Annotated in this window: 7 protein-coding genes and 2 pseudogenes; 6 read left to right on the forward strand and 3 right to left on the reverse strand. The window is 47.1% G+C overall.

What is annotated here, in order from left to right; all coding sequences use genetic code 11:
- Positions 1 to 7: 7 nt before the first annotated feature.
- The 4 genes from ACXI0A_RS24980 (at position 8) to ACXI0A_RS24995 (ending at position 3,939) form a co-directional block, all read left to right on the forward strand.
- Entirely contained in the window at positions 8 to 1,387 is a 1,380-nt protein-coding gene (locus ACXI0A_RS24980) for an NtaA/DmoA family FMN-dependent monooxygenase (RefSeq protein WP_224932889.1), read from the forward strand.
- A 256-nt stretch (positions 1,388 to 1,643) separates the two neighbouring features.
- Complete coding sequence (locus ACXI0A_RS24985; protein WP_479485304.1) at positions 1,644 to 2,060, forward strand: alpha/beta fold hydrolase; 417 nt, start codon at positions 1,644 to 1,646, stop codon at positions 2,058 to 2,060.
- Positions 2,029 to 2,583 carry an alpha/beta fold hydrolase gene (locus ACXI0A_RS24990; protein WP_479485305.1) on the forward strand — a complete coding sequence of 185 codons (555 nt, stop codon included), beginning with the start codon at positions 2,029 to 2,031 and terminating at the stop codon, positions 2,581 to 2,583. The genes ACXI0A_RS24985 and ACXI0A_RS24990 overlap by 32 nt, the downstream gene beginning before the upstream one ends.
- A gap of 264 nt (positions 2,584 to 2,847) precedes the next feature.
- Positions 2,848 to 3,939 (forward strand): hypothetical protein, encoded by a 1,092-nt coding sequence (locus ACXI0A_RS24995; protein WP_476146312.1) that lies wholly within the window; start codon positions 2,848 to 2,850, stop codon positions 3,937 to 3,939.
- A gap of 413 nt (positions 3,940 to 4,352) precedes the next feature.
- On the opposite strand, the pseudogene ACXI0A_RS25000 reads toward ACXI0A_RS24995, so the two are convergent.
- A pseudogene (locus ACXI0A_RS25000) lies at positions 4,353 to 4,481 on the reverse strand (DUF2000 domain-containing protein); the annotation flags it as partial.
- A gap of 139 nt (positions 4,482 to 4,620) precedes the next feature.
- On the opposite strand from ACXI0A_RS25000, the pseudogene ACXI0A_RS25005 reads away from it, so the two are divergent.
- A pseudogene (locus ACXI0A_RS25005) lies at positions 4,621 to 5,047 on the forward strand (Lrp/AsnC family transcriptional regulator).
- A 136-nt stretch (positions 5,048 to 5,183) separates the two neighbouring features.
- On the opposite strand, the gene ACXI0A_RS25010 reads toward ACXI0A_RS25005, so the two are convergent.
- On the reverse strand, positions 5,184 to 6,509 hold the full coding sequence (locus ACXI0A_RS25010) for an AAA family ATPase (protein WP_476146310.1): 1,326 nt from the start codon (positions 6,507 to 6,509) through the stop codon (positions 5,184 to 5,186).
- Complete coding sequence (locus tag ACXI0A_RS25015) at positions 6,493 to 7,476, reverse strand: reverse transcriptase domain-containing protein (RefSeq protein ID WP_476146308.1); 984 nt, start codon at positions 7,474 to 7,476, stop codon at positions 6,493 to 6,495. The genes ACXI0A_RS25010 and ACXI0A_RS25015 overlap by 17 nt, the downstream gene beginning before the upstream one ends.
- Before the next feature lie 747 nt (positions 7,477 to 8,223).
- Here ACXI0A_RS25015 and ACXI0A_RS25020 point away from each other — a divergent pair.
- Positions 8,224 to 14,229 (forward strand): autotransporter outer membrane beta-barrel domain-containing protein, encoded by a 6,006-nt coding sequence (locus ACXI0A_RS25020; RefSeq protein WP_476146306.1) that lies wholly within the window; start codon positions 8,224 to 8,226, stop codon positions 14,227 to 14,229.
- The last annotated feature ends 149 nt before the right edge of the window (positions 14,230 to 14,378 follow it).

Below are 14,378 nucleotides of genomic sequence, written 5' to 3' on the forward strand. Positions count from 1 at the left end.
AGAGAACATGTCTCGTGAACTGATTTATAACGGCTTTTTACATTTGACGCCTAACCACCACAGCCATGGCTACTGGCGTACTCCAGAAGGCCAGGTTCAGTACAAATACAACCAGCTTGATGCTTACGTCAATACAGTGAAAACCCTTGAAAAGGGCTTGTTTGATACGTTGTTCATTGCCGATGTAGTGGGAGTGTATGACATTGAATATGGTGATGGTAAAACCACCATCCGCGCCGGGACGCAATTTCCTGAGCCCGATCCTATTACCATCCTTTCAGCACTGGGCCTTGTGACAGAGCATCTGGGGCTGGTCGTCACCAGCAACGTGATTCAATCCCACCCCTTCTCGTTTGCCCGTCAGATATCTTCGCTGGATGAATTTACGCGGGGTCGCATTGGATGGAACATCGTGACTTCATATCTCTCTAATGGCTTTCGTAATTATGGCTTTGATGAGATTGTGCCGCACGATGATCGTTACGAATGGGCACAGGAATATCTGGATGTCGCTTATAAATTGTGGGAACTATCCTGGGAAGAGGGCGCGGTTGTTCACGATCCCGCGACCAACCGCTTTTTCGATCCCGATAAGATCCATAAAATCAATCATGTCGGTAAGCGATATCGTGTAGAAGGCCCGCATATTGTGGAACCTTCACCACAGCGCAGCCCGGTATTTTTCCAGGCTGGCAATTCAGAAGCGGGCCGTCATTTCGCCGCCCGTAATGCCGAAGTGACCTTCCTGCCTTCACAAACGCCGGAAACTGCGAGCAAAGATATCGCTACTCTTAACCGGGATGTGGTGAATTATGGCCGCCAGCCTGAAGATCTCAAAAAGCTGGTAATGCTTTCAACAGTGATTGGTTCCACTGAAGAAGAGGCAAAACGTAAGCAGCAATATCTCTTCGACAATATTGATATCAATGCATTACAGGGGTTCTATAGCGGAGGTTCAGGTATTGACCTGGCCAATATCGATCCTGATACGCCACTAACGGAATTAAGTCGCCGCGAGGAGTTCAGCCAACATATGCGTTCTAAATTCCGTATCGCTGTCGATGCGGATTATGGCCAGGGACGTGGGCTGACCTGGCGCGAATACCTGATAAAACATGCTTTATTGCCCGGCCGTTTTGCCGGTACGCCGGAGCAGATCGCCGACAAAGTACAGCAGTTTGCTGATGCAGGCGTGGATGGCTTTAACGTGGTTCCGGTCACGACATTGGGCTGGTGGGAAGAGTGGGTTGAACATGTGGTGCCGGTATTACAGAAGCGTGGTCTTGCTCAAACGAACTATAAGCAGGGTACATTGCGTGAGAAAATTTTCGGCAAAGAGAGCCGGTTGCCAGACTCTCATCCGCAAAGGAAATTGCGCTTGAAATAAAGATGATCTCAAACCCACGTTCTGCGACGTGGGTTACTTTCATGTACCGAAAATGAATGTTTCAGACGATTTCGATTCGGGGGGTTAATTATCACTGATGCCTATGCAGAGTGGCCAGGGTTTCGATTTCGGGTCTGATTAAAGTAGTGAGTTCAACGAATGGATGGTGCATCAGTTATAATGCATCGGGATCCTATTATGGACGAAAATCATTTATAGCTTTGCTAACATTGCTCAGCTTAAACAGGGAGGTTTAATGAATACCGCAACTATCCGCGCCGTCATCGGTGGAACGCTTTTAATGGCATCGTGCTTATCGGCGTCTGCCGCACAGCCTTTGCCTATATCTCCAGAACATCCTAACTCACAGCGAATCTCCGTGGAGATGCAAGGGGCGGGAACGGATATCATATTGATTCCGGGGCTGGCGTCTTCACGCGACGTTTGGGCTGATTTATCTGCAAAATTACGCAAGAGCCATCGCATTCATCTTGTAGAGCTGGCGGGATTTGCGAGTACGCCTGCCATTGCCAACCCGGACGGGAAAATCATGGTTCCGGCAGTTGACGCCATTGCTGCTTATATTCACGCCCAGCACATCAAAGCCCCGACGATCATTGGCCATTCTCTTTGGGGGAGAAATGGCATTGATACTGGCTGCCCGTCATCCTGAACTGGTGGGTCGCGTGATGGTCGTTGATGCATTGCCCTTCTATTCGTTATTGTTCAATCCAGCGGCGACCAGCGAAACTGTCGCCCCGCAGGCCACTGCCACGCGAAATTTAATTTTGGGACAGTCGCCGGAGCAATTCGCCGAGTTTCAGAAAGCATCCCTAGCTCGCTTAGCCAGGACCGAAGCGGTAAGGCCAGCACTGGTGGCGGCAGGAATCCATTCCGATCGTAAAACCATTGCTGATGCCGTGTATGAAGTGATGATCACCGATTTGCGTCCCGAACTGGGCAGCATTAAAGCGCCGATTGAGGTTGTATACGCTTATGACACGCTATTCGGCGTACCTGCAGCCAGCGTGGATGCGATGTACCGTCAAGCCTATGCTTCTGCACACGATATCCACTTCACACGGATCGATGACAGTTTTCACTTTGTGATGCTTGATAAGCCTGAGCGGTTTTCCGACGTGGCTGAGTCGTTTTTGAATGGCGATGGTAGCCAGATGAAGTCGCAAACTGAATGAGATTTGGGGCGGGACGGCTGGAATTGGCCGTTGTTTCGGTGCATTAGAGTGTAGGGCGCAAATATTGCGCAGGATGCGTGTCTGATGTGAAAGAGGTGTGGGGATGAGACGGCAAGGGCTGCTTTGAGCGAGGATTGGGCAGACTGTAGTGGTCTGTTCCTTGAGTTACAAACCAAATAGTAATGCAAGCAACGCGTAGTATTGTCTCTAAGTAAGTAATAGATCATATTAATTACAATTAATTAAGGGAGGCTGGAGGTAACTATGAGTTTGACGAATGATGGAAGAAATTTTAAAGCAGTTATGCCTATTAAGTATAAGTCTGCTCACAACCTGTGTTTTTTAATACATGATATTATGGTAGAGGCATTGAAGTCTGGAGAAACTGCAGGGATTTTTAAAACCCCCCTGAAAATACCCCATGAAGATGAAGAGTTATTCAAATTATCCAATAATATTTTTGATTTGTTAGATGTAAAAGATAGGTCTGAAGATAAAGTAAAATTAATAAGAGCGACCGTTCTTCAAGCTGTTTTATCTGATGCGCTACATTGTATATATGAAGCACTTAAATGTTCAGAGAAAGGAAAGTTAAATATTACCTATATGTTAATAAGAAAGCCAATTCAAGAAACTCTATACGTGATTGAGTCATTATTTATGGATGGCAATGAATTTTCAAAATCACTATCAGAAAACCCTTTAACACTCCGTCCTAAGAATGCGGGAGGGATTGATAATCATATAGGGCGAATTTCTAACATAGTAACACTTTTAGGAGATGATCCTAGGTTTTGTCCGGAGTATATAGCAAGGCTAAGATATGATAAGAATACTGAAGATAATTTTGATGGAATATGTAATTTAGCAATGCATCTTTTCACTGAGCATAAAGCTATCAAGACTGAAAAACTCAATATTAACTTTATATTTTCTGATTGGGATAATAAACTTTCACAATGGTCTTATTTATACAGTAGATTGCCATATGTGCTTTACTACTTTTACGTTATTATTGAATGTATCTTTTCAAAGGTTGCTCAGACTCCAGATGCTTATATATTAGATATGCAAAGGCGCATCATATCTTCAGTATGTCTATGGTGGAAGGATGTAGATGAAGATTATCAGTCTGATGAGTTGCTTAAATTTTATACTATATCGAAAATATGGCTTGACCGTCATTGTATAAAAAATGGATTCAAAGAACCAAATGAAAAAGACCTAATGCGAATGGCGAATAGTGGTGCTTTTCCTAATGAAAGTGAAGAGTTAGTGAAAAAAAGATATCATGGTTTTATTTCTATGCATGAGTGGAACATAAGTAAAAATGATGGCCTTTCCTCTGTTGATTGACACTCTGTTGTATAGATAATATCTGCTTTTGGTACACAACTGCCATTAATATCCTTACCTCCAGAACCACTTCAAGCTACATGGTAGACAGCTTCGTCAGTCCGATTACGTAAGCCGCAAAGTGGTTGGTTTCGTCAAACCGTCATGCGCTCCGATTTGGGCCTGACTACTTGAGCCTTATGGCAAATAAGATATATGTTCAGGCAGTTAAAACTGCACTATTAAATTTTTCTTAAAGCCAGATTCCAGGAATTAGAGCCTAATATCACCGCACCGCAATGAAGGTTGCTAAATCGTGTATGAAAAATTCCGACTATTTGCACTAAAGATCTTAAGGGGGCCTAGCGTCATCGCATCCGAAATGGAGCAAGTGAAGCGGAAAAATATGGGTAACACGGTTGCAGGAGGCGTGTCCCAACTAAATTACCCATCAACTTTCTAAAACTGATGCCGCTAACACTTGTAGCATTCATTGCCAATCCGGCAGGCAGTTGTTAATCGATCACGATAGTGCAGCGATGCGTGTTTGCGTAGAATTCCATGGGCTTCTCACATAAGCGGTTTATGTGAAAATAGTATGCGGCTGGGCGCGAGAGAGATGCTTGCGCAATGCATTGCAAAAGATTGATTTAGGGATGAAGCATTCGATAACCGCAGATAAACGGAAAGGATCTTCCTTTGATGAGCTTAAGTAATACAGATATTAAAATCCTCCAGCAGTTGCAGCAGGATGCACGCATCACCAATCAACATCTCGCCAGTGAAATTGGCCTCTCCGCATCGCCGACCAGGCGCAAAGCCCGCAAGCTGGAAGAGAACGATGTGATACAAAGTTATCGCGCCGCGATTAATCAAAAAAGATTGGCCTTAATGTGATGGTGTTTGTGCGCGTCACCATTGATAGCCACAGCGAAGCCGAAGCGCGTAAATTCGAACAAGAAGTGATGGCGCTAAATAATGAAGTTTCCGCTACAGCAGCAGTGGCGATACGGATTTCTTATTGCAGGTGGTTGCGGCAGATATGGCTGCGTATGCGGATTTCGCGATGTCGATGATTCGTCGATTGCCGGTGATTAAAGAGATGTTGGGTATGTTTGTGTTGAAGTAGATAAAGGGATGGCGGCTTGGCCTATGATATAATATTTATTATTTCATTGGTTCTTATTGCTCGAAAGAGGGGGGGGTGAAATTATAGGTGAATTATTTTAATTAAATGGTGGAGAGCGCTAGCTCTCCACCATTTTTCAGGCGCGTAGAAAATTGCTTATTGTTTCATGTAATTTTCTAAGTGTATGATCATGACCCTTTTCAACGATTTTAATTAATTTCTCATAGGAAAGCTTTTGCTCTAATCTGTCGAAAACAAATTTCGCCCCTGAATTTCTATATCCAACATATGGAAGCTTAAATGTTTTATTCTTGTATTTATTAAATGCTTCCTTTTCGATGCTGAGAAAAGGGAGAAAATGAACTCTATCGCGTACTGAAGCTATCTTATTTTCCATCTCAGCTTTTACGTCACCATCAAGTATAGCAATTACATTACTTCCATCAGATAAGAATTCTTCATGATCATTCCTTTTCATTAATGATATAACACCATTACAGCCACCAACGTATATAACTTTGCAGCTATAAATTGTTTTGATACTTTTCAAAATTCGATTAAGATAACGTTCTAGTTGAATATCCTCCGTAAGGATATACTTATCAAAACCCTTAAATCCAAACATTACACCATTTATGAAATTAAAAGATCGTCTATTGGCAACTACTTTATTTGATTCTTCTTCAAGAAACAGTATTGTACCATCAGAGTTTTCAATTGTTTTAATCATCGCTAGTGAATGAGTAGTAAATAGTACTTTTTTATTATTTTCGAGGCATAAGCTTTTAATTTCAGACACCAATGAAACTTGTGCTGAAGCATCTAAAGATATATCTATTTCATCAATTACAATAAGCTTCTTTGGTGATTTTAGAAGCCTGTAAAGATTTATCAAAAAGTATTCACCAGAGCTAAAGTAATCTTCTCGTATATATCTGTTGTTTTGTAAGGGCAAGAAATAATAATCTTGCCCTGAAATAATCACTCTTTTTAAATTGCTAAACTTATTATTTTTGTATATTCTCGTGAGGAAATCGATTAAATCTGTTGCAGGGTGGTAATTGCCAATAATGAACTCAGTACGTAATGTCTTATCAATTCCACTTAATGAAGAGAACATTGAATATCTATTACCATATGGTATGGGTAATTCAAGAATTCCATCAGAAGAATGGCTAATGTCACCTTGGTGATCTAAGTAATTGATGTTTGAGTTGTAAGTAAAGTTGTAGTCATGATCATTGTAATTAATTAAAATTTCTGAATTAGTATAATCTAGCAGATCCGAGCTAGATTTCTTGATTACCGTTGTATCATAGATCATCCCTAAGGACTTTAGTAAGGTGGTTTTTCCTACACCATTATGACTGACGATGCATATTATACTGCTATGATCAAAATCCAAATCAACCTTCATATTTACAATGTGTTGAAGGTTTTTAACTTCAATTTTTATATTCATTGCTTAATGTCTTCCTGAAAAAAAGGTCTATAATTGAGTTTCCATATTTATTTTTTAATTTAATAAGATAGTTGGGATCTATCGAATTTATGTAGTTTATAACTCCAGATAGGTTTGCTAAAGCCTTCTCCTCAGTAACACCAGAGTAATCAGTAAAGGCATCCCTATCATTAAGATACAGATAGATCTTTGTCTCTACTTCTTTTTTCAGCTTACCACTGATGGTCAATGTACCATCAGGAAGAATGCTAACCCCAAAAATTGTCCTAGGTTTACCCAGCGATAAAATTTTTGTTTTATCTGAATTTAATTTAAAATTGGTTTTGTTTTTTAAAAAAATGTTTTGGATACTATTACTCATAAATTCTCTATCGATGAAGTCATTACTTGAAATTATTAAGTCATCAGCATAGCGAGAGTATGAGTATTTATGTTTATAACAGAAATCAGAAATATCTCTATCACATTCGAAAAATGAAAAGTTGCTTATAACAGGCGATGTAGAAAATCCTAGAGGGACTTTATTATCATATGTAATCAAATAGACGATTCGTTCAATTTGAAGCTCTAAGTCGGCAATAAATGAATCGTCAGAATAATTATGCAAACATTCTTTTACTTGAAAGGAACTAATTGATGGGAAAAACGATTTTATATCAGTTTTATAAATAACTCGACTGTTACGGTGTGGTTTTACTGCATCAATTACATTTTTTTCATTTCTATATGAAAAAACAACATTTTCCATCACTGGAAGTCTTGATAAAACAAATAAATTAATGAACCTATGAATTAAAGACAACTCCGACGAAGCTTTGTAAGTTGTTTTTGTTTTGTTTCTCAGATGGTCTTCAATTTTTATTAATTTAAGTTCATTATGGATCACTAGCTCCATGAAATATTTAAACTTTAATTTACCATGGAAATATAGATTGAAAGCATCTTCAAGGTATATCTTATTTTTCATTATTACCTCAGATGTAAGTATGGAATTTTTTTTCATATAATACCATATTCAAAAATTTAATCTATACCTGAACATTTTACGTCAATTCTTAATAGATGCTGTGAAAAATTTAGAGTCACGCCTAAATCGTCATGAATAGGCGCTTTTTTAGACAAATAAATCAAATCTCAGGGATGTGTAGAGGTTGACAATCATTTGATGAAGGATAAAGTCGTGAGCTTGAAGGGGAGAGGATTGATTATGGTTTAGGATAGCGTTGCTTCTAAAGCTCTTACATTACAAAGGCTTCCTTCAAAACCTGCGGTTTCAAAGGAAGCCATGTAACGTTACTAATTGCCTGTAGAGGCCTCTATCTAGACCGGAGCTGCTCCTGGTCAGAGGCATGTGAATGATAGTAATCTCCATCATTTCATATGTCAACCTTTCGGGACTCCCCATTTGGAGTGAAGAAGTTTTATTAACATTACCGCATATAGTATCACACTATCTTTGGCATATTTGGGGGGAGCCTATTCACATAATATTAGTGCCACTTATAGTGACAATAGCAGTTAGCCAAATTCCTAAATCCCATCTCCCGCCTCACAATTCCTTAACTCAAACTAGACGTTTCCCGCGCAATACGTAGATACTCATTACACCAGATGCCAAACATTAAATTTCTGAAACAAATTATATCAGCGACTTAACTTCCAGCGCAGCGGAACTTCGTGGCGCGCGTTGTCCTTCTCTGTTGAGGAATACGTTGTGTTCAAATTAAATCCGGTGTTACTAAGCCTTGTGGCGGCGCAAGGTTTGATGTTCCCTATCTCGCTGTCGTGGGCGGCGGAGTTAAAACCTTATACGCCTGAAATTAATGACAATAAAGTTGGAGCTTATTGCTTATGCAATGGCTCGACGCAAACGCTTAGCGGTTTACCGCAATTCGCGCCGGGAGAAAACGGGGCAACCACGGTGACGTTTAGCGAATTGCAAAGTATTGGTCGAATAATCAATGACAACTTGATTGGCGAGCAGCGACTACAGATTGGCCAGCAGAATCTCACTATTCAAATACCAAATTTCGAAGATTGGACATATACAACGTTCGACGTATATAACACCGCCGATTTAGTGGATTTACCGAGTGTCGGCCTCGATACCGTAGTGCCAGATTATTATGATGTAAACGACAAACAATATATTAATGCGCGCATCGGTTCTGTCAGCAACGGCACGCTAAATATTGATATTGGTGAACATGGTGCGGCGGCTAATTACTCTACTAATAGCTGGTCGATGGCGGCGAAACAAAGCCAACTATTTACCGCTACCAATAAAGGACATCTCAACTGGAACGCGAATAATCGCATCACTTTTACCGCGGCTACGCCCCCTGGCGACGATCAGTTGGTGTACACTGCCGAAAGCGTGGTGGATTATGCCGGAGCCATCAGCGTTTCAACCCTGGATGGTGGTACTACCCGTTTCAACATCAAAAATATCAACGATCTGCGCAACTACAATAACTGGCTGATCGAGCAGGTCAGCGTGTCCAACCTCAGTACCGACCGCTATAACGCCGAATTCCACAATGCCTTCAGCCTGCGTGAGGGACAGTTGGTGTATCGCATGGGCGTTAACAATGTTGACGATGAAGTGACGCAACAGATTTATGATCAGGTGGTGTTGAGCGCCGATGGCCCGAATGCCAGTGTCAAAATCAATCGTGGTAAAACTCTGGAAGTGTTGGATAGCCACAGCGCAGTGATGCGCGCCAGCAATGGCGCGAAAGCGTTGATTAATGGCAAGCTCGCCAGTACTGGCACAGGTTTAGAGTTAATAAATAACGCGCGTGGCCGTAACAACGGTGTGATCAATGCCGGGTTCCTCAACAACGCCAACGGCAAAGGCGTGGATAGCAGCACTATCGGCAGTGGGGAAAGCGGCGTGCTCGTCAGCGACGGCAGCCGCTTTAGCAATTATGGCGTAATCAACTTCCAACCCGGCGATGACCCCGGCCAGGCGATTTCGATCTACGATGCGCGCGCGACTAATCACGGCAACATTAATATCGGTGTCACTGAAACTGTAGGCAGTTGGGGCTCCGATGGCGTGAGTGTCACCGGCGATTTTACGAATGCCAAAAACGGCACGATTTACATTGGGCGCACGCCGCAAAATCGCAAAACAGATGCATCCAGCGATGTGGCGGTAAATCTCAGTGGCGGCGTCACTGGCATCAGTGCGTTTTTCGGTTCCAGCGTGGTTAACAATGGCCGTATCGTGATCGGCTCGCTGGTGCAAAATGCCGTTGGCATGTTGGCTCAATACGGTTCAAGTGCCATCGCGCGCAATAACGGTGTCATCGATGTGAACGGCACGGTTGAAGGGCAGGCACGCGAGAACGTCGGCATGCTGGTGGTGGATGCCGGCAGCGGTGGCGACGTCGGCAATGGTCAAGCGGGCACCATCAACCTCAACGGTTACAACAGCACCGGCCTCAAAGTCATCGCCCACGAGGGCGAAAGTGCCAAAGCTTATTCTCACGGTGCCATCAACATCCTCAGTGATGCTGGCCAATATGGCACAACCGATCACAACACTGCCGTTTGGGTCATCGGCGAAGAGGGCGGCAACGCCGTCGCCAACGTCAGCGGACCGATTCAGCTTGGCGGCAACGATGCGATTGGTATTCGCGCCGAAGGCAACGCCACGGTTAACGTCAGTGCCAACGCGATTCCGGTTGCCGGACCGCGCGTTATCTTTGGCCTGGAGCGGCAAATCAGTTTTTACACCAAAGGCGAAAACGCCAAAATTAACCTGCCGAAAAATGGCAGCTTCTCAACATCGGTGGTCGACGGCACGATTTTCCGCGTCGAGGATGGCGCGGATTTTGACGGCCGCGGTTTAACCCTTTCCATGAACGAATTGAATACCACAGGCGTGTACGGCAGCGGCGTGGGAACCCACGTTAATACTAACGGCGCAACGTTTAATATTGGCAGCGGGGATAATGGTGGAATCGGTGGCACCGGGATAAAAATTGCGCATGGTGCACAAGGGACGATTGATGCTGCGACACGCTTTAACCTTGATGGCTCTAGCGTGTTGGCGGCAGAAGTCGATGGCTTAGCCTACACGTTGCAAGGCGCGGCCATTGATTTCGAACACGGATTCAATACCGACACGCATCTCACCAACCATGCTGAAATAAACGGCAGCGGCAGATTCCAAACCGGCTTAATTGCCAGCAATCTGGCTCAGCTCACCAACACCGGCGACATCACTTTTACCGGCGAGGATAGCACCGGCATTTACGCGCAAGACGGTGCGAAGGTGACCAACAGCGGTACCATCAACATGACGCTGCGCGGGCAAGCATTGTATGCCTATGGTTTGCAGCGTCGCTTAGATAGCGCTCCGCTGACCGAAATCTCCAACAGCGGCACCATCAACATCTTCAACCGCGACAGTTTTGAGTTGAACACCACCATCGGTTTGGTCGCCAGCAATTATTTGGCGCGCATTTACCAAAACGGCACCATCAATCTGTATGGCGAAGAAGCGATGGGCGCCAACGCATTTTTAGGCGGTCGTATCACGTTTGGCGCGGACAGCCGCATCACCTTCAACGACCCGAATCAAACTGGCTATCGCGCCGCCGATGAGGGCACGCAATTAATCAGTAACGGCAACATTGTGGATGTCAGCAGCGCCAATTCGAAGCTGTATGACATCAGCAATGGCGCGTGGCTGTATACACAGAATCCCGGCAACGTGACGCTCAGCGGTGAAAATAGCCGAGGCATTGTGCTGAGTGGTGAAGGCACGCAAGTGTCCAGCACCGACAATTATGTCGCGAGCGGCAAAGGTGCCAGCGTAATGAATGCCAGCAACCGCGCAGAGGGCGTGATCAGCAGCGGCATTACGCTCAGCGGCGAAAATACCACTGCCGCGATTGCCAGCGGCGACGAAACGGAAATCTACGCGGCCTCAACCATCAGCGGCAACGGCGCGAATGCGACGGCGTTTGACGTCAGCGGCGGCGCGCGCTTGTTTAACCAGTATCAAGGCGTGGTGGATCTCAGCGGACCGAACAGCACCGGCGCGCGCGTGCATGACGGCGGCAACTTCATTAATCGTGGCAGCATGCACATTGCGTCAGGCATCGGCATCGATGTCAGCAGCGGTTACGGCCAATACGTGCCGGTCGATAGCGCATTACGCGTCGATGATGGCATTGCGGCGATGCGCGTCGGCAGCGGCGCATGGATGAAAATCTACGGCGATGGCCAGGGCTACAGCGTGATGCAGGCTAACGGCAGCGCCGACGGCTTGTTGCTGGATGTCGGCGCGGAGGGGTTCGAAGCCGACAACATCACTATCGGCGCGTACGGCAGCGGCAGCGCCATCAACAACCGCGCCGAAACACCGAATATCAATCTGGATAACGTGCGTTTAGAGGTAGCAAACGGTAACGGTATCCGCTCGGCGACCTCATTCAATTCCGCTGGCAGTGTGCAAATTAACGTTAGCGGTTCGGGCACCGGTTATCGCTTTGAAAACGCCAATGGCTCAACCACCAGCAACGATCTGGTGATCGGGCCGGATTATTCGATTGTGGTAACAGGAACCGGCAATGGCGTGATCGCCAACACCCGCGGCAACGTGATTTCTCAGGGCTTGATTGATATTCAGGCGGCGAACGGCGGTTCGGCGATTGTCACCCAAACCGCCAGCCAGGTGATTAACCAGGGCACCATCAGTTCGCAAAGTCGCGTTGCGCCGCTGATCGACCTGCGCGGCGGGCAAACGGTGTTTATCAATGAAGGCACCATTAATGCGCCGTTCCCTGATCAGGTTGTCGTGGCGGGCGGCGCGACCGATGACGTCATTGCGCTGTTGGATGGTGCGGTGGTCGGCGATGTGAATACCGGCAACGGACGCGATGAACTTATTGTCACTGGCGGCTCCATCAAAGGCAGTTTGACGATGGGCAGCGGTGCGGGTAATCAGGCCACGGTGCAGAAGGTGAGTCTGGCTGATACGCGCCATATCACCACGGATAATGGCGCGGGCAGCACGCTCAATCTCAGCCAACTCAACGCACGCGGCGGTTCGTTCGCCAGCGATGATTTGAGCAAAGGCACCAACCTCGGCGCGGGCTGGAGCACGCTGAACTTCATTGGCTCAAAATGGACGCTGACCGACAACATCAAACTGGCGCACAGCATCATTAACGTGGATAGCGGTTCAACGCTGTTCGCGGGTGACAACGTCAATCCGCTGTTGCAGGGCGCGAGCGATGATTCGCTGGTGGTGAATAACGCGGGCACCCTGGATCTCACCAACGGCGGCAACACGGCGGCCAACACCTTAACCATCGACGGCGGACTGGCATCGGCGGGCGGCAGCGTCAAGCTGAACGCCACAGCGGCAAGCAGCGATGTGGTGCTGGTGAATGGCGCGGCATCGGGCGTGACGCAGGTTGAAGCAAAACTCGCGGGAGCGCCACTGTTTGACAGCAACGGCGATGGCGTGATCGCTGCGAACGAAGGCGTGTCGCTGGCGCAGGTTTCCGGCAGCGCGAATGCCAACAGCTTTGTGCTGAAAAGCGGCTATGTCGCATCCGGGCCCTGGCAATACGGTTTATACAGCTTTGCACCGGGCAGCAATGACGCAGCCCGCAGCGCGGTAGGCGGCAGCGCGTGGGATTATCGGCTGGCGAACACCTTCGTGTGCGAAGACGGCAGCCTGTGCCAGCCGTCAGCAGGCAGCGCACAAAGCGGCGCGCGTCTGGCGGTCACGCCGCAGGTGCCGTCCTACCTCTCTGCGCCGGTTGGCCTCGCTTATTATTCGCTGGCAATCACCGACGATCTGCATAAACGCCTAGGTGAATTGCGCCAGCAGCAGGCAAATCCGGATGCGGTTGGCGGCGAGATGTTTATTCGCTACATCGGCTCCAACCTGAAATACCAGACCAGTCAAAGCGTCAGCCATTACGGCTACGATTTCGATCTTGACTACAGCGCGGTGCAGCTCGGCGGCAACGTCATTCGCGTGGATGGCGTGGACAGCAGCCTGCGCGGCGGCGTGGCCTACACGCGCGGCAACACGCGTATTCGCCCGCACGCAGCAGATGGCTACAGCTCGACCAGCTTCGACAGCGACACGCTTTCGCTGTATGGCACATGGCTGCGCGACAGCGGTTTTTACGTGGACGGCTCACTGAGCTGGGGCTGGCATCGCGGCGCGACTGACATTGCACGGCAGAAAGATGTCGCCAAACCAAAAGGCAACGGCTGGACGGCTTCGGTTGAAACCGGTTATCCGCTGGAACTGGGCGGCGGCGTGCGCATCGAACCGCAGGCGCAGATCACCTGGCTGCAAATGAAGATGGACAGCTTCACCGACCGCGATAACACCCGCGTTTCGTACGACGATTACAGCCAGACGATTGGCCGCGTCGGCGCACGCGCGGATAAAACCTGGCAGGACATCAGCGCGAATCAGTACACGCCGTATCTGCGAGTGAATTACACGCAGGGTTGGGGCGGGACCGCGAAAGCGAAGATCGGCGCGGCGGATGTTGGCGGCGATGAAACCTTCGACAGCGGCAGGTTCGGCAAAATGTGGGATGTCGGCGTGGGCGGCACCGCGACGGTGAACAAGGATGTGGCGCTGTACGCCGAAGCGGATTACCGCAAAGAGATCGACGGCAACGGCGCAAAAGGCTGGCGTTACAACGCGGGCGTGCGCTGGTCGTTTTGATGATGAGCACCGCGATGACTGGCTGCGGCGCATCAGATTAAATAGCGCGATGAATCGCGCCGCTACCGAATTATTTCTGAAATCGGTAGCGGCGAAATTTATTGCGCAATGTTAAGTGGCGCAGGTCGCTCAACTATAACCCAATCGGG

It is taken from the genome of Pantoea sp. C1E2 (assembly GCF_056491465.1).

Bases quoted from the DNA above. Each gene is read 5' to 3' on its own strand.
- ACXI0A_RS24990 (WP_479485305.1), top strand. From the start codon at position 2,029: ATGGCATTGATACTGGCTGCCCGTCATCCTGAACTGGTGGGTCGCGTG.
- ACXI0A_RS25015 (WP_476146308.1), bottom strand. From the start codon at position 7,476: ATGAAAAATAAGATATACCTTGAAGATGCTTTCAATCTATATTTCCAT.
- ACXI0A_RS24980 (WP_224932889.1), top strand. From the start codon at position 8: ATGTCTCGTGAACTGATTTATAACGGCTTTTTACATTTGACGCCTAAC.
- ACXI0A_RS24985 (WP_479485304.1), top strand. From the start codon at position 1,644: ATGAATACCGCAACTATCCGCGCCGTCATCGGTGGAACGCTTTTAATG.
- ACXI0A_RS25010 (WP_476146310.1), bottom strand. From the start codon at position 6,509: ATGAATATAAAAATTGAAGTTAAAAACCTTCAACACATTGTAAATATG.
- ACXI0A_RS24995 (WP_476146312.1), top strand. From the start codon at position 2,848: ATGAGTTTGACGAATGATGGAAGAAATTTTAAAGCAGTTATGCCTATT.